21 protein-coding genes and 1 pseudogene are annotated in these 22,565 nt (G+C 61.4%); 17 read left to right on the top strand and 5 right to left on the bottom strand.

The features are described 5' to 3' along the window. The first annotated feature begins 21 nt into the window (after positions 1-21). From AB4N42_RS04920 to ilvD, 5 genes are all read left to right on the top strand, one after another. Positions 22-1,218, top strand: a complete 1,197-nt coding sequence (locus AB4N42_RS04920; protein ID WP_030138377.1) for a class I SAM-dependent rRNA methyltransferase — start codon at positions 22-24, stop codon at positions 1,216-1,218. Between the two features lie 406 nt (positions 1,219-1,624). Further along, positions 1,625-2,707, top strand: coding sequence for a SagB/ThcOx family dehydrogenase (locus AB4N42_RS04915; RefSeq protein ID WP_217860564.1), 1,083 nt, complete (start codon positions 1,625-1,627; stop codon positions 2,705-2,707). Then, positions 2,704-3,657 (top strand): diiron oxygenase, encoded by a 954-nt coding sequence (locus AB4N42_RS04910; protein WP_198796894.1) that lies wholly within the window; start codon positions 2,704-2,706, stop codon positions 3,655-3,657. Before AB4N42_RS04915 ends, AB4N42_RS04910 begins: the two co-directional genes overlap by 4 nt. Further along, complete coding sequence (locus AB4N42_RS04905; RefSeq protein WP_217860565.1) at positions 3,650-4,855, top strand: MFS transporter; 1,206 nt, start codon at positions 3,650-3,652, stop codon at positions 4,853-4,855. The genes AB4N42_RS04910 and AB4N42_RS04905 overlap by 8 nt, the downstream gene beginning before the upstream one ends. Positions 4,856-5,113: 258 nt before the next feature. After that, positions 5,114-6,955 (top strand): dihydroxy-acid dehydratase, encoded by a 1,842-nt coding sequence (gene ilvD, locus AB4N42_RS04900; protein WP_323155191.1) that lies wholly within the window; start codon positions 5,114-5,116, stop codon positions 6,953-6,955. A gap of 232 nt (positions 6,956-7,187) precedes the next feature. Here the strand turns inward: ilvD and AB4N42_RS04895 are convergent, their stop codons facing one another. Continuing rightward, complete coding sequence (locus AB4N42_RS04895) at positions 7,188-8,243, bottom strand: HAD family hydrolase (protein ID WP_030138379.1); 1,056 nt, start codon at positions 8,241-8,243, stop codon at positions 7,188-7,190. A gap of 241 nt (positions 8,244-8,484) precedes the next feature. Between AB4N42_RS04895 and AB4N42_RS04890 the strand changes: the two genes are divergently transcribed. Beyond that, positions 8,485-9,876 carry an L-cystine transporter gene (locus AB4N42_RS04890; RefSeq protein WP_030138380.1) on the top strand — a complete coding sequence of 464 codons (1,392 nt, stop codon included), beginning with the start codon at positions 8,485-8,487 and terminating at the stop codon, positions 9,874-9,876. A gap of 120 nt (positions 9,877-9,996) precedes the next feature. Here the strand turns inward: AB4N42_RS04890 and AB4N42_RS04885 are convergent, their stop codons facing one another. Then, positions 9,997-10,509: a dihydrofolate reductase gene (locus AB4N42_RS04885; RefSeq protein ID WP_217860567.1), complete on the bottom strand. Its 513-nt coding sequence runs from the start codon at positions 10,507-10,509 to the stop codon at positions 9,997-9,999. A gap of 77 nt (positions 10,510-10,586) precedes the next feature. Here AB4N42_RS04885 and AB4N42_RS04880 point away from each other — a divergent pair, with 77 nt between their 5' ends. Both AB4N42_RS04880 and AB4N42_RS04875 read left to right on the top strand, forming a co-directional pair. Further along, on the top strand, positions 10,587-11,954 hold the full coding sequence (locus tag AB4N42_RS04880) for a DUF2868 domain-containing protein (RefSeq protein WP_460115926.1): 1,368 nt from the start codon (positions 10,587-10,589) through the stop codon (positions 11,952-11,954). Then, positions 11,947-13,320 carry a GTPase/DUF3482 domain-containing protein gene (locus AB4N42_RS04875; protein ID WP_460115925.1) on the top strand — a complete coding sequence of 458 codons (1,374 nt, stop codon included), beginning with the start codon at positions 11,947-11,949 and terminating at the stop codon, positions 13,318-13,320. Before AB4N42_RS04880 ends, AB4N42_RS04875 begins: the two co-directional genes overlap by 8 nt. A gap of 166 nt (positions 13,321-13,486) precedes the next feature. Here the strand turns inward: AB4N42_RS04875 and AB4N42_RS04870 are convergent, their stop codons facing one another. Both AB4N42_RS04870 and AB4N42_RS04865 read right to left on the bottom strand, forming a co-directional pair. Continuing rightward, entirely contained in the window at positions 13,487-13,978 is a 492-nt protein-coding gene (locus AB4N42_RS04870; RefSeq protein ID WP_431147158.1) for a 2-thiouracil desulfurase family protein, read from the bottom strand. Between the two features lie 2 nt (positions 13,979-13,980). Beyond that, on the bottom strand, positions 13,981-14,613 hold the full coding sequence (locus AB4N42_RS04865; protein WP_460115924.1) for a 2OG-Fe(II) oxygenase: 633 nt from the start codon (positions 14,611-14,613) through the stop codon (positions 13,981-13,983). 140 nt (positions 14,614-14,753) lie between these two features. Here AB4N42_RS04865 and AB4N42_RS04860 point away from each other — a divergent pair. Beyond that, a pseudogene (locus AB4N42_RS04860) lies at positions 14,754-15,499 on the top strand (DUF2059 domain-containing protein). A 96-nt stretch (positions 15,500-15,595) separates the two neighbouring features. On the opposite strand, the gene bipL reads toward AB4N42_RS04860, so the two are convergent. Beyond that, the gene (gene bipL, locus AB4N42_RS04855) at positions 15,596-16,543 is read right to left on the bottom strand and encodes a phospholipase BipL (protein WP_030138387.1); all 948 of its coding nucleotides are present in this window, start codon (positions 16,541-16,543) and stop codon (positions 15,596-15,598) included. 107 nt (positions 16,544-16,650) lie between these two features. Between bipL and AB4N42_RS04850 the strand changes: the two genes are divergently transcribed. The 8 genes from AB4N42_RS04850 to sctL all read left to right on the top strand — a co-directional run bounded on the left by AB4N42_RS04850 (position 16,651) and on the right by sctL (position 22,279). Beyond that, on the top strand, positions 16,651-17,226 hold the full coding sequence (locus AB4N42_RS04850; protein ID WP_460115923.1) for a DUF6436 domain-containing protein: 576 nt from the start codon (positions 16,651-16,653) through the stop codon (positions 17,224-17,226). 405 nt (positions 17,227-17,631) lie between these two features. Beyond that, complete coding sequence (locus tag AB4N42_RS04845; protein WP_030138389.1) at positions 17,632-18,555, top strand: sigma-54-dependent Fis family transcriptional regulator; 924 nt, start codon at positions 17,632-17,634, stop codon at positions 18,553-18,555. Between the two features lie 92 nt (positions 18,556-18,647). Beyond that, on the top strand, positions 18,648-18,857 hold the full coding sequence (locus AB4N42_RS04840; RefSeq protein ID WP_030138390.1) for a type III secretion system major pilin HrpA: 210 nt from the start codon (positions 18,648-18,650) through the stop codon (positions 18,855-18,857). A gap of 58 nt (positions 18,858-18,915) precedes the next feature. Next, positions 18,916-19,845: a type III secretion protein gene (locus tag AB4N42_RS04835; RefSeq protein WP_460115922.1), complete on the top strand. Its 930-nt coding sequence runs from the start codon at positions 18,916-18,918 to the stop codon at positions 19,843-19,845. A gap of 27 nt (positions 19,846-19,872) precedes the next feature. Further along, the gene (sctI, locus tag AB4N42_RS04830; protein ID WP_030138392.1) at positions 19,873-20,247 is read left to right on the top strand and encodes a type III secretion system inner rod subunit SctI; all 375 of its coding nucleotides are present in this window, start codon (positions 19,873-19,875) and stop codon (positions 20,245-20,247) included. Between the two features lie 13 nt (positions 20,248-20,260). Then, positions 20,261-21,136, top strand: coding sequence for a type III secretion system inner membrane ring lipoprotein SctJ (gene sctJ / locus AB4N42_RS04825; protein WP_460115921.1), 876 nt, complete (start codon positions 20,261-20,263; stop codon positions 21,134-21,136). Then, the gene (locus AB4N42_RS04820; RefSeq protein ID WP_460115920.1) at positions 21,133-21,720 is read left to right on the top strand and encodes a hypothetical protein; all 588 of its coding nucleotides are present in this window, start codon (positions 21,133-21,135) and stop codon (positions 21,718-21,720) included. The genes sctJ and AB4N42_RS04820 overlap by 4 nt, the downstream gene beginning before the upstream one ends. After that, on the top strand, positions 21,698-22,279 hold the full coding sequence (sctL, locus tag AB4N42_RS04815) for a type III secretion system stator protein SctL (RefSeq protein ID WP_460115919.1): 582 nt from the start codon (positions 21,698-21,700) through the stop codon (positions 22,277-22,279). The genes AB4N42_RS04820 and sctL overlap by 23 nt, the downstream gene beginning before the upstream one ends. The last annotated feature ends 286 nt before the right edge of the window (positions 22,280-22,565 follow it).

The following is a 22,565-nucleotide window of genomic DNA, read 5'->3' as shown; positions in this document are numbered from 1 at the left end:
TCTTTTTTCCGGAGCGACGTCATGTCCCTGCCTAGCCTGCGCCTCAAAGCCAACGCCGACCGTCGCCTGCGCGCCGGCCACTTGTGGGTCTACAGTAACGAAATCGATGTAGCCGCCACCCCGTTGCACGGCTTCAAGGCCGGCGACCAGGCAATCCTCGAGGCCGCGGGTGGCAAGCCGCTGGGCATCGTCGCGATGAGCCCCAACAACCTGATCTGCGCGCGCCTGCTGTCCCGCGATGCGAAGCTGCCACTGGACAAGTCCCTGCTGGTGCATCGCCTCAACGTGGCGTTGTCCTTGCGCGAGCGGCTGTTCGACAAGCCTTTCTATCGCCTGGTCTACGGTGACTCCGATCTTCTGCCGGGCCTGGTGGTCGACCGTTTCGGCGATATCCTGGTGGTGCAGATCGCCTCCGCCACCATGGAAGCCCATAAAGACGACGTGATCGCCGCGCTGACCCAAGTGCTCAAGCCCAGCGGCATCCTGTTCAAGAACGACTCCGCCGCTCGTGACGCCGAAGGCCTGGAACGCTACGTCGAGACCGTGTTCGGCCTGGTGCCGGAGTGGGTTGCCCTCGAGGAGAACGGCGTAAAATTCGAAGCGCCAGTCATCCAAGGCCAAAAAACCGGCTGGTTCTACGACCACCGCATGAACCGCGCACGCCTGGCGCCGTACGTCAAAGGCAAACGCGTACTGGACCTGTACAGCTACATCGGCGGCTGGGGCGTGCAGGCCGCGGCGTTCGGCGCCAGTGAAGTATTTTGCGTCGATGCTTCGGCCTTCGCCCTCGACGGTGTCGAGCGCAACGCCGCACTGAATGGTGTCGCCGAAAAAATGACCTGCATCGAAGGCGACGTGTTCGAAGCCCTCAAGGAACTGAAAGCCAGCGAAGAACGCTTCGATGTGATCGTGGCCGACCCACCGGCCTTCATCAAACGCAAGAAAGACATGAAGAACGGCGAAGGCGCCTACCGCCGCCTGAACGAGCAAGCCATGCGCCTGCTCACCAAGGACGGCATCCTGGTCAGCGCCTCGTGCTCGATGCACCTGCCCGAAGACGACCTGCAGAACATCTTGCTGACCAGCGCCCGTCACCTGGACCGCAACATCCAACTGCTCGAACGCGGCGGCCAGGGACCAGACCATCCGGTGCACCCGGCAATCGCCGAAACCCGCTACATCAAGAGCATCACTTGCCGGTTGTTGCCTAACAGCTGAGGCCGGGCGGGGCCAGTGCCGCAGCGCTGTGCCCCGCACATTCGAATTGCATACTGATCGCGGCCTTGGCTGCGATTTTTTTGCGCGTCTGGAAAGTACTGCATTGAAGTTTCTGTAAGAAGCTCCCCACGACATTATTAGAATTTTCCTACTCAAAATTTATTTGCCAATGTCTCACTAATAACTATGATCAACCTGTCACGACGCAAGTGACAATCCATACAAAAAAACACATCAACAAAGCAAAGGAGTTTAACAATGAAAACAATCCATCTAGAAGCTAATAAAATTGCAAACCTGGCGAGCCTGATCATTCCAAAAGCCGCTAAGTAAGTAATAAGTGGGGCCGAGGAGTGCCGGCAACTCAGCCCCATTCAACTTATGAGCCACTGCGGGGTCAAAATCGATGCATATAAATCCGAGCCTCTTTATACTTGCGCACCCGCCATGCCAGATTGTCTGGAACTATGAAAACCACACCCAGCATGAACTCGAACTCGACTATTCTACACGTCTAGCTCAACTCACTAGCGACCCAACTTTATTCGACAAGCACAATCCCATTGATATCGATCTATTAGAAGCTGGGATACTTATAGCAGAGCCCAAAAAACCTTTAGATTGGAAATGGGATTCATTGTCTAAGATATTCCATATCGGCACAAAAAATATTCCTTGCGAAACTGTTCCTCAAAACGTGACCGAATGGGCAAAGCTTTATCTGGAACATTGCAACGAAGTCCTCGAGTCGCCAGCACCTCCGGCCAAGATAAAACCGGACTTGAGCAAGCTTATTTTCCTTTCGCCCTGCTCGTGGGAGGACCTTCAGGACGTTTCTCTGGCGCAGACGCTTGTCGACCGCCGCACGTCTCGCTCATTCAGCGAAGAGTCCATTTCGCTAAAGCAGGTCAGCACCCTGCTTTATCTGACGCTAGGTTACCTGAACGAACGACCTTTCGTTCCCGGAGCTGACCAGCCGGAAGCCTTGGGCGCGCGACGCAGCAGTCCCTCTGGTGGAGGTTTGAATGCCTGCGATGGCTACCTTTACGTGCGCAACGTCGAGGGGTTGAAAGCCGGTGTCTACGCTTATTACCCGGATAAACATGCCTTGAGTCTGATCGGCCCGCTACCGGCTGAACCTTTGGGCCTGTTGTTAAGCGGACAACATTTCATCAATGCGCTGCCATTCGGGCTATTCCTCACCTCCCGATTCGACAAACTCTGGTGGAAATACGAACACTCCCGCACCTATCGGATGGCTTTCATCGAAGTGGGACACGTGTCTCAGGTATTCCTGATGGTCGCGACCGGTCTTGGACTCGATACGTGGCTGACCGGAGCGCTAACTGATTGCAAGGTGGAACAACTGCTGGGCCTTAAAGAAAGTCCCGAGCAACCATTGTTTTTTGTCGGTTGTGGCCGGGGCGACGGGCAAGTGCATTGCGAAGCACTGAGGGCATTGGCCAATACTCAGGACATTACCCCATGACTGGCTCAACCTTTACGCAAACGCCTTGCTACACCCTAGGCGACTGGGACAACAAGGCAGCGGTGCGCGTGCGCAAGGACGACTACCGCCTTCCCGAGGATCTGGAGCAACAGTTGTGGGTCAGGGACTGGTTCCCGCCGGCCTTCGTCCCCTATATCGAACACCCGCTGATCAAGGCAGCTGGACGTTCCATCGTCCAGCGTCTTGAGGCTAATCACCTAGTGTATTTCTTAGACTACACCACGTTGCTGGAACACCGGGTCGTCAACCGTTCCGTGGAGACCATCGTTCATGGCGAACTTGACGTGACGATTCCGAACATGATGAAAACTGCCGCGCTGCAGCTCTATACCGATGAAGGCTATCACGCGCTGTTCTCCAATGAAGTAGCCGAGCAGGTCGCCGCCATGTATGGCATCGGTGATCGTCAAACGCCGAGACGCATTGAACGGCTGCTGGGCATGATCGATAAAATCCATTCGAAGCATCGTCCCCTGGCATGGTTCCTGATGGGATTCGTCTCTGAAACAATAATCGCCAAAGAGCTGCTGGCCATCACCCGCGAAAGCTTGGTTTCCACGGTGTACCGAATGCTCAGGAATCATCTTGAGGACGAAGCACGCCACAGTCGCTACTTTAGCGAAGTGTTCCAGTTTCTGTGGGCCGTCCTGGCCCCACCACAGCGCGATCAGGCCGCAAGGATGTTACTGGAGATCATAGGGCTTTATTTCGAACCAGACGCGTCCTGGCTAATGAGTAGCCTTGCCAGCGTAGGCTTCGACGAGCAGTCATCCCGACTGATCATCGCAGATCTCTTGCAACCAGACGCCCATATACAACGGCTTCGCTCCGGCACGGTATCGACGTTCGCAGCCATGAAGAAGGCGCGCTTCTTCGACAACGAACACAACCGACAGCTTTTTTCTCAAGCGGGGTTTATCGATGGCTGACACCAAGATCCTTATGCAGACCCGCAAACCTGCTGCCGTCGGTTTGCTACTGACGCTGACCTTGCTTGGCGTGTTTCCGATAGATGTGGTGCTGCCCTCGTTCCCTGCACTGTCCGAACACTTTCAGAGCCCATCATCCGATATCGCCCTGTCTGTCAGCCTGTTCGCGGTGGGCATCGCCCTTTCGCAACTGCTGATCGGTCCGCTTTCCGACGTTATGGGACGAAAAAACCTGCTGTTGATCGGGATCACCATTTCAGCGGGTGGAGCAACAGGTTGCGTACTCGCCGACAGTTACTGGTCCTTTCTCTTCTTCCGTGTCGTCCAGGCCTTGGGGTGCGGTTGTTTCGTGCTGTCCCAAGCGCTGATCCAAGACCTGTTCACCGGACAGGAACAGCAGCGATTGCGAGTCTTGCTGGTCACCTGCGGCGGGATTTTTATTTCCGTTTCGCCCCTGGCTGGCACCGGGCTGCAAAGCTGGATGGGCTGGCGCGGCAGCTTCCTGGTGTTCATTGCCCTGGCAATTGGCGTATTCGCAAGCGCCTGTCATTTGCTTGAACGCTCCCCGTCCGGCAGTCAATCCAGGCGTTTCAATATCATCGCATCCTATCGAAAGGTCTTCGGTGACTTCAGTTTCATCGCTTATTGGTTAACCTCGGCGCTGGCTTTTTCCTGCCATTTTTCGTTCATCGTCATTTCCCCCCTGGTGCTGATCGACCAGTTGCACTTATCACCCGAGGCTTTTTCGCTGGTACTGCTGGGCTATGGGCTGGCCTATATCGGTGGGGGCGCGGTGGCGTCCGTGCTGAGCAATCGAGTCGATCCACAGGCGCAAATCGTCACGGGGCTGGGCCTGATCCTTGCCGCAGGCCTCCTGATGCTGGGGCTCGCCAATTACCTAGGCTTGTCGATCACTACTCTGTTAGCGCCCATGATCGTTTGCACCGCCGGAACGACCATTGCCAGGGCGGCAGCCAACAACCAAGCCATGACGATATTTCCGGCGCAGGCTGGCACGTCCGCCTCGGCCGGTAGCGTACTGATCTTTATTGTCGGCGGGATAACCAGTGCCGTGATCAGCCTCACCCCGCTGGACTTACAGCTGGCCCTGGCCCTCTGCCTGATCCTGCTCAGCCTGCTGGGGCTGGTACTCAATGCCCTGGTCCGGCAGCGTGGCAAGGGCTTGTTGCCCGGCTGAACCGTGCCAGTCGTCATCCCGAGCGCGACATTGGCCTCGGTTCAGCGCTTTGCGTCATTTCATCCTGGCGCCAGCGGTGTAGAATCGTGGCATTCATCGCCATTCATCCCCGGCGGGTTTATGAGCTCATGCCGAGGCGCGCAGCGATCCTGCAAAGTCATCGGCCACTTCCGGACACACCGCCAATCCCGAGTGTTCCAGAGGTCAACAGAAGCTCACTTCCCCTTTGATACTTTGATTAGCCGCCCGGAGTGCTCCATGCCTGATTACCGCTCGAAAACATCCACCCATGGCCGCAACATGGCCGGCGCCCGTGCTTTGTGGCGCGCCACGGGGATGAAGGATGACGACTTCAAGAAGCCGATCATCGCCATTGCCAACTCCTTCACCCAGTTCGTACCGGGCCACGTCCACCTCAAGGACCTCGGCCAACTGGTTGCCCGTGAAATCGAGCGCGTCGGCGGCGTTGCCAAGGAATTCAACACCATTGCCGTGGACGACGGCATCGCCATGGGCCACGACGGCATGCTCTATTCGCTGCCGAGCCGCGAGATCATCGCCGACTCCGTCGAATACATGGTCAACGCCCACTGCGCCGACGCCATCGTGTGCATTTCCAACTGCGACAAGATCACCCCCGGCATGCTCATGGCCGCCCTGCGCCTGAACATCCCGGTGATCTTCGTCTCCGGCGGCCCGATGGAAGCCGGCAAGACCAAGCTCGCCAGCCACGGCCTGGACCTGGTCGATGCCATGGTGATCGCCGCCGACTCCAGCGCCTCTGACGAGAAGGTCGCCGAGTACGAGCGCAGCGCCTGCCCGACCTGCGGCTCGTGCTCCGGCATGTTCACCGCCAACTCGATGAACTGCCTGACCGAAGCCCTGGGCCTGGCCCTGCCGGGCAACGGTTCGACCCTCGCCACCCACAGCGATCGCGAACAATTGTTCCTGCAGGCTGGCCGGACCATCGTCGAGCTGTGCAAGCGCTACTACGGCGAAAACGACGAGTCGGTGTTGCCACGCAACATCGCCAACTTCAAGGCGTTCGAAAACGCCATGACCCTGGACATCGCCATGGGCGGTTCCACTAACACGATCCTGCACTTGCTGGCCGCTGCCCAGGAAGCCGAGATCGATTTCGACCTGCGTGACATCGACCGCCTGTCCCGTCACGTACCACAACTGTGCAAGGTCGCGCCGAACATCCAGAAGTACCACATGGAAGACGTGCACCGTGCCGGCGGGATCTTCAGCATCCTCGGCTCCCTGGCCCGTGGCGGCCTGCTGCACACCGATCTGCCGACCGTGCACAGCAAGAGCATGGCCGAGGCCATCGCCAAGTGGGACATCACCCAGACCACCGACGAGGCCGTGCATCACTTCTTCAAGGCCGGCCCGGCGGGTATCCCGACGCAAACCGCGTTCAGCCAGTCGACCCGCTGGGAAACCCTGGACGACGACCGTGAAAACGGCTGTATCCGCAGTGTCGAGCACGCGTACTCCAAGGAAGGCGGCCTGGCCGTGCTGTACGGCAACATCGCCCTGGATGGCTGCGTGGTGAAAACCGCCGGCGTCGACGAGTCGATCCACGTATTCGAAGGCAACGCCAAGATCTTCGAAAGCCAGGACAGCGCCGTACGCGGCATCTTGGCCGATGAAGTGAAGGCCGGCGATATCGTGATCATCCGCTATGAAGGTCCGAAGGGCGGTCCGGGCATGCAGGAAATGCTCTACCCAACTTCCTACCTGAAGTCCAAGGGACTGGGCAAAGCCTGCGCCCTGCTGACCGACGGTCGTTTCTCCGGCGGCACTTCAGGCTTGTCCATCGGCCACGCCTCGCCAGAAGCGGCGGCTGGCGGTGCCATCGGCCTGGTGCGCGATGGCGACAAGGTCCTGATCGACATTCCAAACCGCTCGATCAACCTGCTGATCAGCGACGAGGAACTGGCCGAGCGCCGCATCGAACAGGACAAGAAAGGCTGGAAGCCGGTGGAAGTGCGTCCGCGCAAAGTCACCACGGCCCTGAAGGCCTACGCCCTGCTCGCCACCAGCGCCGACAAGGGCGCGGTGCGCAACAAGGCGATGCTGGACGGGTTGTAAGCGCCCCGAGCCGCAAACAAAAATGCCCCGCCAAGTGCGGGGCATTTTTTTGGGCTTCAGCTCGGCCCGTTGAGTCAAGTGATCTTCGTGGCGAGGGAGCTTGCTCCCGCTGGGTCGCGAAGCGGCCCCAAAATTCGCCCCTCACCTCAATGTATGAGCTGACGACCTTGGGGCTGCTGCGCAGCGAGCTCCCTCGCCACAGGGGTCCTTGGTATTACTGTGGGGACAGGGTCTACTGGATATCTTCCGGCTTGACGATCACCCAGTTCTTGTCCGCCGTCACCGGCAGTCCTTCCTTGGCTTGGGCAGCCGCGTGCTTGGCCATCATGCCGTTGATCTGGGTCATGTACTTGTCCTTGCGGTTGACCCACAGGTGAATGCCGCCCTTGGCCACGTCCACATCGTGGAACAGCATGTAGCCGTCGCTGCTCGGCGTATCGCCAGCCACCAGAACCGGTTTTTTCCATTCGTCGATGTAGGTCAGGATCGCGGCATGCTTGCCAGCCATCCAGGTTGCCGGGGTCCATAGATAGGGCGTGTATTCCAAGCCCAGGTTGGCCTTTTCGTCATACTTGCCGGCAGTGATCTGCTTGCGTGCCGTGGTCAGTTCACCGGTCTTGCGGTCCTTGAGCAGCGTGGTCACGCCGATCACGTTCTGTGGCTTGAGGTTGTAGCCGTACTTCGGGTCCGAGGCGACCATGCGCACCAGTTCTTCGGAAGCGGCGGTCATGACATAGACCTCGATGCCGTTTTCCATCAGCTTGTTGTACAGCTCGGCCTGGCCGGTGAAGACTTTCGGTGGGTTGACGTTGTATTGGACTACCTTGTCGCCATCGTAATAGGTGGTCGGCACCGGCTTGCCGGAAGCCATCAATTCGTCGACATACCCCTTCAATTCCTCGAGCGTGAACCCGGAGAATACCTGGGCCACCCACGGGTAGCAGACCATGTCGTCCACTTCGCACAGGCGATAGTAATAGCTGAACAGGCTTTCCTTGTGATCCGCCGTGTCCTTGAACGGCATCAACTTCAAGGACGGATCGAGTTTTTCCCGAGTAATGAGCCCCTTGTTCTCCATGAATGGCAACAACGACTCTTCGAGGTCATAGCGGTAACTGGTGTTGTCCATGTCGAACACCGCGTAGTTACCCTTGTTGGCATTGGCCGCAATCATGGCCTCCAAGGCCTTGGCCTGTTCCGCTGGCCAGTGCTTGAGATCGGTGGCGAGCGCTTGGCCGGCGAGGCTCAGGCCTAAAGCGACAGCGAGCAAGTGAGGTACGAGCTTCATCGGCATTACTCCCATTTGATAAGAGTTCGACGCTAACAAATGCCTGTGACAGATCTCGCCTGTGGGCGACCGCTTGCGTCTCGATAACGGCAGCGGCATGTCCCTGGGCGCCAGCGGCTTATTCCAAAAGCGACAGTAAACATTCTTTTTTAGTATTAATTCTTTAGATTTCAGACTGTTAGGCTTTCCGGCTCACAGTCGCGGCGCTTGGCGGCTGGCAAAGTCTTATCGGAGCTATTTCATGAATGTGCCGCTGATACTCAATCTGTTGGTGTTCATCGGGCTGCTGTTCGGCCTGGCGCAAACCCGCCACGGCACCTGGAGCCTGGCAAAAAAGGTATTGCTGGCGCTGGTGCTGGGCGTGGTGTTCGGCATCGCCCTGCATACGATTTACGGCGCAGGCAACCCGGTGCTCAAGGCCTCGATCGGTTGGTTCGACCTGGTCGGCAATGGCTACGTGCAGTTGCTGCAAATGATCGTGATCCCGCTGGTCTTCGCCTCGATCCTCAGCGCCGTGGCACGACTGCATAACGCCTCGTCCCTGGGCAAGATCAGCTTCCTGACCATCGGCACGCTGCTGTTCACCACCGCCATCGCGGCACTGATCGGCATCGGCCTGACCAACCTGTTCGGCCTGACCGCCGAGGGCCTGGTGGCCGGTACCCAGGAACTGGCGCGCCTGCAAGTGATCCAGAGCGACTACGCCGGCAAGGTCGCCGACCTGAATATCCCGCAACTGCTGCTTTCGTTCATTCCGCAGAACCCGTTTGCCGACCTGGCACGAGCGAAGCCGACGTCGATTATCAGCGTGGTGATTTTCGCCGCGTTCCTGGGTGTCGCGGCGTTGCAGTTGCTCAAGGATGACGCCGAGAAAGGCCAGAAAGTGATCAATGCCATCGACACCTTGCAAGGCTGGGTGACGCGCCTGGTGCGCCTGGTGATGAAACTGACGCCGTACGGCGTATTGGCATTGATGACCAAGGTAGTCGCCGGCTCCAACCTGCAGGACATCATCAAGCTCGGCAGTTTCGTGGTGGTGTCGTACCTGGGGCTGGGCTTGATGTTCGTGGTCCATGGCCTGCTTGTATCGGCGGCCGGGATCAATCCGTTGCGCTTCTTCCGCAAGATCTGGCCGGTGCTGACGTTCGCCTTCACCAGCCGCTCGAGCGCTGCAACCATCCCGTTGAGCATCGAAGCCCAGACCAGCCGCCTCGGCATTCCCCGTGCGATCGCCAGCTTCAGCGCCTCGTTCGGCGCCACCATCGGCCAGAACGGTTGCGCCGGGCTCTATCCAGCGATGTTGGCGGTGATGGTCGCGCCGACAGTGGGCATCAACCCGCTGGACCCCGTGTGGATCGCAACGCTGGTCGCCATCGTGACCTTGAGTTCGGCGGGCGTGGCCGGTGTCGGTGGCGGCGCGACATTTGCCGCGCTGATCGTGCTTCCGGCCATGGGCTTGCCGGTTTCACTGGTGGCGCTGCTGATCTCTGTGGAGCCGCTGATCGACATGGGCCGCACCGCGTTGAACGTCAGCGGCTCGATCACCGCGGGGGCGATCACCAGCCAGGTGATGCAGCAGACTGACAAGGCGCTGCTGGATGCCGAGGAGCATGGGGAGTTGGTGCACGCTTGATTCGGCGGTGCCAGATAGATTGCCTTCGCGAACAAGCTCGCTCCCACAGGGATCAGCACTGAACACAAATTTCATGTTCGCCAAAAATCCAATGTGGGAGCGAGCTTGCTCGCGATGCTTTTAGCGCTTTTCCCAGACTTCGAAACTGTAGGCCGGCCTGTCCCCTTCAGCCGGATTCGGCTGGTTCGACACCAGCGTCCATAGGCTCGAATCAAACGCCGGGAACCACGCATCCCCTTCCGGGCTCAGCGCCACACGGGTCAGGTACAGCCGATCAGCCTGGTCCAGCGCCTGCGCATAGAGCTGGGCCCCGCCGATCAGCATCAGCTCGTCCACCCCCTGTTCCAACGCCCAGGCTTCGGCCCGCTCCACCGCCGCTTCAAGCGTGGAATAAACCTCCGCGCCATCCAAAACCAGGTCCGGCTGGCGGCTGACCACGATGTTCAAGCGACCCGGCAACGGCCGACCCAGGGAGTCCCAGGTCTTGCGCCCCATGATGATCGGCTTGCCCAGGGTGGTGGCCTTGAAGTATTTGAAATCCCCCGGCAAGTGCCAGGGCATGCTGTTGTCGATGCCGATCACACGGTTTTCACCGAGGGCTGCGATCAGGCTTAAGGGAAGTGTTTTTTTCATGACCGCGAGGATACCAGAGGCCCGGACCGGCGCCACAGCGGTTATGCTCTTTGCTCATTCGAGCAACGGAAGCCCCCGTGACAGAACTGCAGAACCTCTGGCTGACCGAGACGATACGCCTGCGTGAAGAACACGCCGGCCCGCTCGAGGACCAGGAAGCCAATCGCCTGGCCCGCGCGGCAGGAGGCGATTTAACCACCCGCATCCGCCACCGCGCCCGCTGGCTGGCCGACCGCGATGGCCTTACCCAAGCCCTGCGCCATTGGCTGCAAGGGGCGCGCCTGGCACTGGTGGTATTGGCGGTGCTCGCCATCATCAGCGGCGCCGGCCTGGGGTTTGCCGCGCTCGGCGATGGGCGTGCGCCGGTCAATGTCTTCTGGGCCTTGGGCAGTCTGTTGGGGCTGAATCTGATTCTGCTTATCGGCTGGGCCCTGGGCTTGATATTCGCCGGGGGACAAGGCGCCACGCTGGGACGCCTTTGGCTGTGGCTCAGCGAAAAACTGGCCCGCGATGCCAAGGCCGCCCAACTGGCGCCAGCCCTGTTGCTGTTGCTGCAACGGCACCGGCTCAACCGCTGGGTACTCGGTGTGCTGGTCAATGGTTTATGGCTGTTGGCGATGCTCAGCGCGTTGGTCATCGTCTTGCTGCTGATGGCGACCCGGCGCTATGGCTTCGTCTGGGAGACCACGATTCTCGGTGGCGAGACCTTTGTCGCCATGACCCAGGCCCTTGGCGCACTGCCGGCCCTGCTGGGCTTCAGCGTGCCGACCGTCGAGATGATCCGCGCCAGCGGCGACGCCGCGTTGAATATCGAGAGCGCCCGCCAGGCCTGGGCCGGCTGGTTGGTCGGCGTCCTGCTGGTCTACGGCGTACTGCCACGTCTATGCCTGGCGCTGCTGTGCCTGTGGCGTTGGCGTCGTGGCCGCGCCAGCCTTCGCCTGGACTTGAACCTGCCTGGCTACGCGCAGTTGCGCGAGCGGTTGATGCCCAGCAGCGAACGCCTGGGGGTCAACGATGCCGCGCCCGCGCAACTGCACCGAATCGACAGCACCATCGGCGCAATGGAAAGTGACGGCGCGTTGCTCGTGGCGATCGAGTTGGACGAACGGCCCTGGCCGCCGAAGCTGCCCGATTCCGTTAAAAACGCCGGCATCCTCGACAGCCGCGAGTCTCGCCACAAACTCCTGGAACAACTGTCACGCTTTCCTCCCGCGCGCCTGGCGATTGCCTGTGATCCACGGCGCTCGCCAGACCGTGGCAGCCTCGCGTTGATTGCCGAGCTGGCCCGCAGCGCCAGCGCCACCCGTGTCTGGCTGCTGCAGGCGCCGCCCGGCGAAGCGCTGGACGGCGAGCGCCTGGGAGACTGGCATAACGCGCTGCAACAGCTGCAACTGCCGTTTGCCGACTGCGCCCCGATGAACTGGCTGGAGACCGGCCATGACTGAATCCTTCAAACCTCTGAAGCTCGCGGTGGTCGGCCACACCAATGTCGGCAAGACCTCCTTGCTGCGCACCTTGACCCGCGACGTCGGCTTCGGCGAAGTCTCCCACCGCCCGAGCACCACCCGTCATGTTGAAGGCGCTCGCCTGTCGGTGGATGGCCAGGCGCTGTTGGAACTGTACGACACACCGGGGCTGGAAGACGCCATCGCCCTGCTCGATTACCTCGAACGTCTCGAACGTCCCGGTGAGCGCCTGGACGGCCCGGCGCGGCTTGCACGCTTCCTCGACGGCAGCGAGGCTCGGCAACGCTTCGAACAGGAAGCCAAGGTGCTGCGGCAATTGCTCGCCAGCGATGCCGGGCTGTATGTCATCGATGCCCGCGAGCCCGTGCTGGCCAAGTACCGTGATGAATTGGAAGTCCTCGCCAGTTGCGGCAAACCGTTGCTGCCAGTGCTCAACTTCGTCAGCAGCGCCCAGCATCGCGAGCCTGAGTGGCGCGAAGCCCTGGCGCGATTGGGGCTGCATGCGTTGGTGCGCTTCGACAGCGTCGCCCCACCGGAAGATGGCGAACGGCGCCTGTATGAAAGCCTGGCACTGCTGCTGGAAAGCGCGCGCGAACAACTGGAACGCCTGATCGCCGATCAACAGGCCCAGCGCCAGGCGCGCCAGCAGAGTGCAAAGCGCCTGATCGCCGAACTGCTGATCGACTGCGCCGCCTGCCGACGCAGCGTTGCCAGCGATGCCGATCTGGAGCACCAAGCCATCAGCCAATTGCGCGACGCCGTTCGCCAGCGCGAGCAGCGCTGCGTCGAAGCCCTGCTCAAGCTCTACGCCTTCCGCCCCGAGGACGCCGCGACTGGCGACTTGCCGCTGCTGGATGGCCGCTGGGGCGACGACTTGTTCAATCCCGATACCCTCAAGCAACTCGGTGTACGCGTCGGCGGCGGGATCGCGGCGGGTGCAGCGGCTGGTGCAGGCGTGGATTTGCTGGTGGGCGGGCTGACCCTTGGCGCGGCCGCCCTGGCCGGGGCGATTGCTGGCGGTGCGCTGCAAACAGCCCGCAGTTATGGCAACCGGTTGATGGGCAAGCTCAAGGGCCAGCGTGAACTGACCGTGGACGACGGCGTGCTGCGCCTGCTGGCCTTGCGCCAACGGCAATTGCTGCAAGCGATCAACCAGCGCGGCCATGCGGCGATGGACAGCATCCGCATCGCCACACCCCAGGACAAGACTTGGCGCGAGGGCAAGCTGCCCGAGGCGTTGGGCAAGGCGCGGGCGTATCCGCAGTGGTCCTCGCTTAATCCCAATCCGCGCTTGAGCCAGGCCGAGCGCCAGGAACAGATCGAGCAGTTGGCCGAGCAGCTCTAGCCCACCAGCCTAAGCCTTCCTCTGTGGCGAGGGGATTTATCCCCGTTGGGTCGCGTAGCGGCCCCGGCTTTCCATTGGATGCGCTGCTGCGGCCGATATTTTTTGGGGGCGCTTCGCACCCCAGCGGGGATAAATCCCCTCGCCACAAAAAAGCGATTCGCCGCAATTATTTTGCGGCCAACGCTTTTAGCGTCGAAGCCGCTTCCGCCAATTCAAGTTCATTGAACACCCGTACGCCATGCCGCTTGAGCAACGCCGCCGTCACGCCTTCGCCACTGACTTTCACACCACTGAACGTGCCGTCATAGGTCAGCAGGTTGCCGCAAGACGGGCTGTTGGCCTTGAGCACAGCGATCCGGATGCCGTGTTCACGCACCAGGTCCAATGCCTGATGCGCACCGGACAGAAACTGCACGGTCACGTCCTCGCCGTCGGTGGTAATCACCGCCGCGTCGCCATCGAGCACCTGCGCACCCTGCCCACCGGGAATCTCCGCAGCCGCCCGAGGCGTGGGCAAGCCTCCGGCGACTTCCGGGCACAGCGGCACGACCCGACCCTCGTCGAGCCATTGCTGGAGCTGATCGAACGGGCCACTGGCGCCACCGTCGTAGCGTACGCGGTGACCGAGCAAGCAGCGGCTGACGAGGATTTTTTCCATGTTCAGAACAACTCGTTGCCGCGACGCCGGAACCAACCGGTCAACGACAGGCGATCACGGATGGCCGGCAGGACTTCATGGGGAATGTCCCCGGAGAGAAACACCACCAGGCAGCCGCCCGTGGGCACCACGTCATGCTCCACGCCGTCATCCAGGTACATGCGCAATTGACCACCGTGTTCCGGCAACCAGGCGTCGTTGAGATAGAGCACCGCCGAGACCATGCGCCGGTCATCATCCCGGAATCGGTCGACGTGCTTGAGATAGAGCGCACCCGGCGGATACAGGGCAAAGTGGCTTTCGAAATCCTCCAGGCCCAGGAACAGCCCACGGTTCAAGGCCTCGCGCAGGCTGTCCATCAGCGCCAGGTAACGATCGCAGGCGTCGACCTGGCCAGGCTCGATCCACTGGATGCGATCACCCCGAATACCCTCTCGAATCTCGGAAAACGGCCCGCGCCCGACGGCGGCCGGGGCCAGTTCGCCTTCAACGGCGCGCTGACGGCATTCAGCCGCCAAGGCACGCGTCAGCGCATCCGGCAGGAAAATGTTCTGCTGCGACCAGCCGCGCTCGGCCAGGTCGTCGACGATACGTAACAGCAACGGATGATCAGAAGGTATTTGCATGGCGCGCATAGTATTCCTGTGCCTGCAAAACCGACAGCGCCGCGCAGCAGATCAGCCACGCCAGGTAGCACCGCCGTACGAACTTGATACGAATTCTCGACAAGTTCCCGTACCCCACGGAGAATAGTCCGCTGCTGACAGGAGTCCCTATGCGCCGTTTGCTTTTCTCACTGTTGATGTTCTGCGTTTTGCCCGCCTGGGCAGACAGCTACGACCAGTTGTACAAGGTCGCCGGCTGGCCGGAACAACGGGCGCATTTCAATGACGCCTTGAGCGCCGCGCAGCAGCGTTACCAGAGCAGCCTGCCGCCGGCATGGTGTTCCAGGCGCTGGTGAACAACAGCAATCAGCGTTTCGCGCCCCAGGCCATGGATCAACGGGCCGAGGCCCAACTGCGCAAGAAACTGGCCGACCCGAACCCAGCCCTGAGCTTTTTCCAGACGCCGCTGGGCCGTAAAGTCGTCGCCGCCGAACTGCTTGCCACTCGCCGCGATCAATTGGCGAAGAACGCCAAGGGCCTGCCGAAGATGCAAGCCAGCGACAACCGCCTGCTGATCATCGGCCACCTGGCCCAGGCGCTGCCCGCCCGTGAAGCGGGTGCCGAAGTCAGCCTGGCGATCGCCGGCGTGGCCGCCGACAGCCTGAGCTCGATGATTCCCGGCCTGCTGGGCGGCGGCCAGGCCCAAGGCATGCTGAACGGCCAGCGCCAGCGCCTGATGGACCAGATCGGCGCAGACCTGAACAACACGCTGCTGTACGTCTACCGCGACCTGAGCGACACCGAGCTGGAAGAGTTCGCCACCTTCGCCGAGTCGGCCGAGGGGCAGGCGTATTACCAAGCCGCCTTGGCGGCGATTCGGGCGGGGTTGGCGGTGGGGCAGAACCTGGGGCAGTAGTTCAGCACCGCTATCGCGAGCAAGCTCGCTCCCACAGGGACTGAATGCACAGTTCCATTGTGGGAGCGAGCTTGCTCGCGATTGACGGTAGCCCAGTCACCGCCGATCCCGGCTCATCCGCTTGGTCAAGAACCCAAACATCTCCTGCCGAATCTCCAGCGCCTCGTTCGCCAAGTGATGCCGTCCTTCGGGCAGCATCAACACTTGCGGCCGGTCGAACTTACCGCGCAACACCTGCAGGTTATGCCGCCAATCCACGGTCATGTCCGCCTGCCCCTGCACGATCAGCGGCTGGCGCGAGCTGCTCGGCGCCGCCTCGATACGCTTGATCCATTGCGCCAGCGCGCCGACCCACGCGGTGGGCAGGCGCAGCGGTTGCAGTGGGTCGGCTTGCAGGAATGGCAGGAAATCCGGATCGGTGGAGTTCTCGCTGAAGCGCCGGGCAATGCCGGTCACGAACGGCTTGAGCAGGTAATAACTGAGGCGTGACCAGCCCCAGGCCCGAGGTCGCACCAAGGGCGACAACAGGATGACCTGGCCCTGGGCCGGACTTTGCGCGCCCTGGTTGAGCACATGGTCCACTACGATCGCACCGCCGGTGCTTTGTCCGCACAGGTGCCAGGGTTGCGGCAAATCCAGCGTTCCGGCCTCAGCCAGCAGGCCTTGCAGCGTTGCCTGGTAGTCGGCGAAATCGCCGATGCTGGCGCGCTCTCCACCCGACAGGCCATGGCCCGGCAGATCGCAGCTGATGACCGCGAATTGCTGATCCAGTGCCCACTCGATCAGGTGTCGATACAACCCCATATGGTCGTAATAACCGTGAAAGAGGAACAAGGTCGCCACGGCCTTTTCCGGCCACCACACCTGGCCTACCAATTCATACCCGGCGCGCTCAAAGCGCCCCAGGCCTCGACGCAAGGTATGTGTCGGGAAATCCAGTCCATAGAAGCGCTGATAGGCCTGCGCTTGCGCAGAAAGAGGTTGCCATTGCGCCAGCGGTTGCAGGCTGGCGCGCAGTTGATCGGGGTCGAAAGAGGCAGGCATCAAGAGTCCAGGCAAAAGCGCATCGCGCGAAACAGGCTTTATGAGCCTGCGATATTCATCTGTCGCGCCAGGCATGGCAAGCTACGCCGCTTCAGAGGATCGACTCCATGCGCTCGTCCCACCGCACGACCTTGCTTGCCAGCCTTATCGCCCTCGGGTGCGCCGCCGTGCTGTGGTTCGCCTATGACTGGTTCCAGGGGCGCTTCCTCCGGGCGTTCAGCCAGCATACCGCGGTGTTTTCCGGCGATCCTCTGCGCCTGCCTCCCGACCTGGCCGGCCCCGGCGCGATCCGCCTGGTGCATTTCTGGGATCCGGCCTGCCCGTGCAACGTCGGCAACCAGCAGCACCTTTCCGAGCTGATCGACAAATACTCAGCCCAAGGGGTCGAGTTCTATGCGGTTCAGAAAACCGGCAGCCAAGGGCACCTACCCACCAACCTGACCCACCTCAAGCCCCTGGCCGCGTTGCCCGGTTCGGGGCAGATTCCCGCCAGTCCCGCCGTGGCGATCTGGGACCGCGCTGGCAAGCTGGCGTATTTCGGCCCTTACAGCGAGGGCCTGACGTGCAACTCGAGCAACAGCTTTATCGAACCGATTCTCGAAGCACTAAGTGTTAACCGGGAAGTTAACGCGACCCATACGCTCGCGGTGGGCTGTTATTGCCCATGGTCGACTTCGAATTGATCTAATCAAACTACGATACGTATTGGCAACATGCCCAGCCTCGCCGCGCGAAGTTGAGCACTTGCTCTTTTCTAGAGCTCTTGCTCAAAGTGACCGTTTTAGCTGAACCGTTTGTCGGATCCAATTTTCCCAAGCGCGCCCGATACGCCTCTTTTTTGCCTTCAAGCCCCAGGCCAGCCGGGTTTCTCAGCGGTTTTCGAGGCGCTTCGACCGTCGAGCTGAATCGATTAACAACCGCCGCCGCAACGTGAACTTTTCTTTAAACGCTTCTCTAAACCCGTACAGCAGATGTTGATCACCTATTCGGTTGCGCGGCGGCGCTATATATCGAGGAAGTTGTACACGCCTTTTCATCGTTTTACTTGTCGACCCTCCTAAACCAAACAAAAAATGGAATCGTCAGTGATGCAAAAGTTGCTATGCGCTGCACTTTCCACTTCCACCAAAGAGGATGCTCTCAACCTTGAGGCGTTTGCCCAGTGCGTGGCCCCGCTAGGGGTCGATGTGCTGTTGCGCGGCGAAACCGGCACTGGCAAGGACACCCTGGCGGAAAAGATCCACAGCTTGTCCGGCCGTTCCGGAAAATTCGTCGCCATCAACTGCGCCGCCATTCCCGAATCCCTGGCGGAGAGCCAGCTCTTCGGGGCCAACACCGGAGCATTCACCGGGGCCAGCCAGAATCGCGCGGGGTTCGTCGAAGCCGCGCACAACGGCACCCTGTACCTGGATGAAATCGACAGCATGCCGCTGGGGCTGCAAGCCAAGCTGCTGCGTGTCCTGGAGTCGAGGACGGTGCAGCGGCTGGGCTCGACCCAGAACATCCCGGTGGACATGCGGGTGATCGCCTCGGCCCAAAGCCCATTGGCGGACATGGTCGAACGTGGCGAATTTCGCCGGGATCTCTATTTTCGCCTGAACATCATCAGCCTCAAGCTGCCGCCGCTGCGCAGCCGCAAGGAGCGCATCGTGCCGCTGTTCCAGACCCTCGTGCGGCGCGAAGCCCAGGCGCTGGACCGACCTTATGTCGCTCCGTCGCCGGCGCTGCTGCGCCAGTTGCTCGGCTACGCCTGGCCCGGAAACATCCGCGAGTTGCAATCGGCCGCCAAGCGCTACGTGCTCGGCCTCCCGGCACTTCCCCGCGCCGAGCAGCTGGAGCACAACAGCTCGACGCTCAAGCTGAAGGAACACCTGCAGCAGTTCGAAAAGATCCTCATCGAAGACTGCATGCGCCGTCACCATCACTGCATCGACAAAGTCATCGCTGAACTGGGTATCGCCCGGCGCACGCTGTATTACCGGATGAAGTGCCTGCAAATCTCCTCGAGTTGAGTGGATCGGTGGAACCGTTTGCGTAGCGGTCGCCACTTAACCGTCGAGACGTTCACGATCGTCTCGCCATTCCACAATCCGGAGATACGACTATGAGTTTCGGTGGAGCTTCTCTCGCCGCCTCCATGGCTGCCATGCAGCAGATGGACGCCACGTCGGCGGCGATGACGACCATGAAATCCCAATTCGACCAGAAGAAACTGGTCGCCGACACCATGAATGCCATTTCAGCGGAGTCGATGGACAGCGCGACCAAGGCCATCACCGCCATGGGGGAGGCGTCGAAAAACATACGATTCTGACCCTCTCGCTCCAGCCCCGCTCCGGCGGGGAACCTCACGTGCAATGAGAGGAGGCCCTATGCAGATCCATACGCCCGACAGCCTTCACGCTCCCAGGGACTTGCCCCGCGACGACACGACGCAGCGCCCCACCTCGACCTCGGCGGGCCTGGCGAATCTGCTCGCCGAACATCTGGCACAGCCGGGTGCGGGCAACCGGCTGCGCGAATCGCTCGTGCAATGGGGCAGTGAGCACGGCTCGACAGGCGGCCAGTCCCGGCCAGGCCTGCCCAGCCCGCAGGACAGACTGGCGGCAGAGACCGAAGCGCCTCTGCACCTGGTGCTCGAAGACATTCTTGAAGAGATCAACGGTGGCACCGGCTCCACGCTCGACGTGGACATCGATGACGCCTATTCCAACGAAGACTTGTTCAACGACCTGGCGCAGATGCTCGCCCATCGCCGGCAGCCCATCGGCGACAACGATGTCGACAGCCAGAGCGATTTCGGCAACGCCAATAACCCGTTCTGTGGCGCGCTGTTCGGCGCCTGGGAGATGGAGGGCGACCACGCCACGCGGCGCAGTCGTCATGACACGAGCCTGTCGCTGCTGCTGCAGATCATCGCGGTCCTGGGCCGGAGGAAACTGCTGACGCTGCTGGACATCGACGAAGAGGAACGGCAGGCGCGCTATGAACCAGAGGACCTGGACCTGCTGTTCGAAGTCGCACGATTCATGGACCAGCACCCGACGCGCTATCCATCACCAACAGGCCCCGATGCAGAGCAGTGGACATGGACCGAACGCGTTGCCTGCGGCGCGTCCCTGGATGCTCGCGAAACCCGGTTGTTCCAACTTGCCCTGGAAGAATTGGACCTCGCCCTCGCCCGCCTGTCCGGCCAGCACACCCCGATGATGCGGCGCGGCCGACGCAGCCGGGAAGAAGTCGAGTTTCACCTGAGCGTCACCGGTAGCGCTCGCAACGTCTTGAAGCTGATGTACGCCTGAAGCCCACCCTGAAATTGGAGAAAATCCATGACCATCCAAGCCCTCGACACGACCAGCGTTGCCTCCACCGCTGCCAAGCCTGGCGGCAGCCCCCACGCGCGAGCCGAGACCAGCGATGTCAGCTGGTTCAACGCGCAGATGCATGAAAAACCGCCAGTCCCCGATAGCGAAAACAACGTCGCGGCGAGGATCATCGATTCGCTGTCCAGCCGCTCCGGCGAATTGCAGCGGCTGGATGATCGCGCCAACCGCGACATGCTCAAGGCCATCCGCACCGCCGATCCGCAAGACATGTTGCAGTCGAACCGGTCGCTGTCGTCCTTCCACCTGGAGAGCCTGATGACCGCGAAGATCGTCAGCAAGGGCTCCCAGGCCATCGAGAAGCTCACCAATCTCCAGTAAAGGGAAGCCGGTCATGTTCATGCGCGCATTCTCATCTCTAGTGCTGTGCCTGTTGCTCGCCGGTTGCGACGAAAGGACCGCGCTGCACAGTCATCTCTCCGAGCAGGATGCCAATGAAGTGATCGCCGAACTGGCGAACAAGAATGTCGAGGCCAGCAAGCAGATCGACAAGGACGGGCTGACCGTGCTGGTCGAGCCGGCCGACATGAACAGCGCCGTGCAGGTGCTGGAAGCGGCCGGCCTGCCACGCCGGTCGCGCTCCAGCCTGGGGGAGATCTTCCGCAAGGAAGGGGTGATTTCAACGCCGATGGAAGAGCGCGCCCGCTACATCTACGCACTGTCCCAGGAGCTTGAATCTACGCTGTCGCAAATCGATGGCGTGGTGCTCGCCCGGGTCCATGTGGTCCTGCCGGAACGGGTCGCGCCAGGCGAGCCGGTCCAACCGGCATCGGCATCGGTGTTCATCAAGCACACCAACGCCCTCGATCCCGACAGCATCACGCCGCGCGTGCGCAACCTGGTCGCCAGCGGGATCCCCGGCATGGCCGACGCGGCCCAGAACCCGGCCAAGCTGTCGGTGGTCTTCGTGCCCGCCGCGGCTTATCAGGAGCGGCGCAAGATGGCGTATTTCGGACCGTTCCTCATGCAGGCCGAAGACGTCGGTTATTGGCGCGCCGTGACCGTCGCGGCCAGCGTCACCTTGCTCGCGCTCTTGGCGGGCGTCTTGTATGGCGTCTATCGGTTGTGGCGCAACGGCGTGCTGGTGTTGCCGCGTTTTCTCGATCGCAAGGCTGGAACGCCGGCGCCGCAACCGAGCGGCGCGACACCGTCCCTGTTCGCAGTGAAATCCCCGGGGGCCAAGCCTGACAACAACGGGACGGCGGCATGAATCCGACGCTCGATTGGGTTCGCTGGTGGAGTCTTGCGTGGCGCGAGGCCGATCGGGACTGGTATCCGCCAGCCCTTCGCCTGTTGACCGCCCCCCAACTGGACGCCTTGGCGCGAGCGCATCATGCCGCACTGGCGCGCCGTTTCGGCATCACGCTCTGCACGCCGCCACCGCCCGATCCTTCAGTGCTTTCGCTATGTTGTGGCACGCCCCGGATCCTGCATCTTGCTTGTCGACTGGTGGCGAACACTTGCTCGCCGCTAACGGTATCCGACGAGCTTTCCCCACAGGATCAGGCCTGGTGCGAACGCACCGCCAAGGCACTGCGTCCTGGCCATTGGCTCGAACAAGGCCAGGATTCGCTCGCACTGCTGCGCGCCTGGCTGGAGGAGCGGACCTGGGAGCGGGTGCGCCTGGCCTTTCCTCGCAGCCGGATCGTCGCCCTCGAATCGCAGCCCACCCCACAGCCGCCCGTCGCCAAGCTCAACACGCTGTGGCAGTCCGCCTGCTGGAAAGCCGAGCAAAGCCTGGCGCCAGCGACCACCCAAACGGAGATGCACGATGCTCGCCCGGCGCTCGCTTGAACTACGCCCCGAAGGTCAAGGCTTGCAACAGCCTTACATCCCTTATGAAACCCTGGTGGATTGTGGCCGTGCCCAGGCCGTACTCGAACACGCCCAGGCACAGGCCGCGCAGTTGATCGCACACGCCGCCGAGCAGGCCGACGCGGCAGTGATCGAGGCTCAAGTCCGATTCTGGGAGAACGCCGAAACCGTGCTTGCCGCTTGGGAAAGCCAGCGCCAGGCCATGTGGGAACGAATCGAGACCAGCGCCGCGCAATTGGTCAACGAGGCCCTGGGGACGCTACTGGACGATGTCCCGGGGCAGGCACGGATCGATGCGCTCGTGCGTCAGCTTGCGACCCGCCAGGACGACCCGATCGAGGCCACCCTTCGCTGCCATCCCGATGACCTGGCGCGCCTGGCGCAAAGCCTGGGCGCGGCAGGCGAACGTCCCTGGACGCCAGTCGCGGACGCCAACCTGGAGGTTCACCAGCTGAAGCTGGAAACGCCGGGGGGGACGTTCCTGCTCGATTGGGAAACAGCCGTCAACGCGTTGCGCCTGCCTGAACCGCAGCGGTAGCACCACGACCCCGTGGCGAGGGAGCTTGCTCCCGCTCGGCTCTGTAGGAGCTGGCGAAGCCTGCGATCTTTGATCTTTTGCTCAAGCTTCAATGAGTAGTGAAAAGATCGCAGCCTCGCTTCGCTCGGCAGCTCCTACAAAACCAGCGGGAGCAAGCTCCCTCGCCACGGGGATTGCGCGCACCTGAAGAGTCTCACGCCTCCCCCTCCGATCTTTTTCCTCGCTTTTCGCGGAACCGCCACTGGCGTAACCACCACTCATCCGGTGAACACGCCTATCTCGGAGG

The sequence above is a fragment of the Pseudomonas sp. H2_D02 genome (assembly GCF_054677635.1).
Note: the sequence above shows the minus strand (reverse complement) of the source record. Positions and strands in the feature narration are given on the sequence as shown.

Coding starts and splice junctions, on each gene's coding strand:
- AB4N42_RS04920 (WP_030138377.1), top strand. CDS start 22: ATGTCCCTGCCTAGCCTGCGCCTCAAAGCCAACGCCGACCGTCGCCTG.
- AB4N42_RS04915 (WP_217860564.1), top strand. CDS start 1,625: ATGCATATAAATCCGAGCCTCTTTATACTTGCGCACCCGCCATGCCAG.
- AB4N42_RS04910 (WP_198796894.1), top strand. CDS start 2,704: ATGACTGGCTCAACCTTTACGCAAACGCCTTGCTACACCCTAGGCGAC.
- AB4N42_RS04905 (WP_217860565.1), top strand. CDS start 3,650: ATGGCTGACACCAAGATCCTTATGCAGACCCGCAAACCTGCTGCCGTC.
- ilvD (WP_323155191.1), top strand. CDS start 5,114: ATGCCTGATTACCGCTCGAAAACATCCACCCATGGCCGCAACATGGCC.
- AB4N42_RS04895 (WP_030138379.1), bottom strand. CDS start 8,243: ATGAAGCTCGTACCTCACTTGCTCGCTGTCGCTTTAGGCCTGAGCCTC.
- AB4N42_RS04890 (WP_030138380.1), top strand. CDS start 8,485: ATGAATGTGCCGCTGATACTCAATCTGTTGGTGTTCATCGGGCTGCTG.
- AB4N42_RS04885 (WP_217860567.1), bottom strand. CDS start 10,509: ATGAAAAAAACACTTCCCTTAAGCCTGATCGCAGCCCTCGGTGAAAAC.
- AB4N42_RS04875 (WP_460115925.1), top strand. CDS start 11,947: ATGACTGAATCCTTCAAACCTCTGAAGCTCGCGGTGGTCGGCCACACC.
- AB4N42_RS04870 (WP_431147158.1), bottom strand. CDS start 13,978: ATGGAAAAAATCCTCGTCAGCCGCTGCTTGCTCGGTCACCGCGTACGC.
- AB4N42_RS04865 (WP_460115924.1), bottom strand. CDS start 14,613: ATGCGCGCCATGCAAATACCTTCTGATCATCCGTTGCTGTTACGTATC.
- bipL (WP_030138387.1), bottom strand. CDS start 16,543: ATGCCTGCCTCTTTCGACCCCGATCAACTGCGCGCCAGCCTGCAACCG.
- AB4N42_RS04850 (WP_460115923.1), top strand. CDS start 16,651: ATGCGCTCGTCCCACCGCACGACCTTGCTTGCCAGCCTTATCGCCCTC.
- AB4N42_RS04845 (WP_030138389.1), top strand. CDS start 17,632: ATGCAAAAGTTGCTATGCGCTGCACTTTCCACTTCCACCAAAGAGGAT.
- AB4N42_RS04840 (WP_030138390.1), top strand. CDS start 18,648: ATGAGTTTCGGTGGAGCTTCTCTCGCCGCCTCCATGGCTGCCATGCAG.
- AB4N42_RS04835 (WP_460115922.1), top strand. CDS start 18,916: ATGCAGATCCATACGCCCGACAGCCTTCACGCTCCCAGGGACTTGCCC.
- sctI (WP_030138392.1), top strand. CDS start 19,873: ATGACCATCCAAGCCCTCGACACGACCAGCGTTGCCTCCACCGCTGCC.
- sctJ (WP_460115921.1), top strand. CDS start 20,261: ATGTTCATGCGCGCATTCTCATCTCTAGTGCTGTGCCTGTTGCTCGCC.
- AB4N42_RS04820 (WP_460115920.1), top strand. CDS start 21,133: ATGAATCCGACGCTCGATTGGGTTCGCTGGTGGAGTCTTGCGTGGCGC.
- sctL (WP_460115919.1), top strand. CDS start 21,698: ATGCTCGCCCGGCGCTCGCTTGAACTACGCCCCGAAGGTCAAGGCTTG.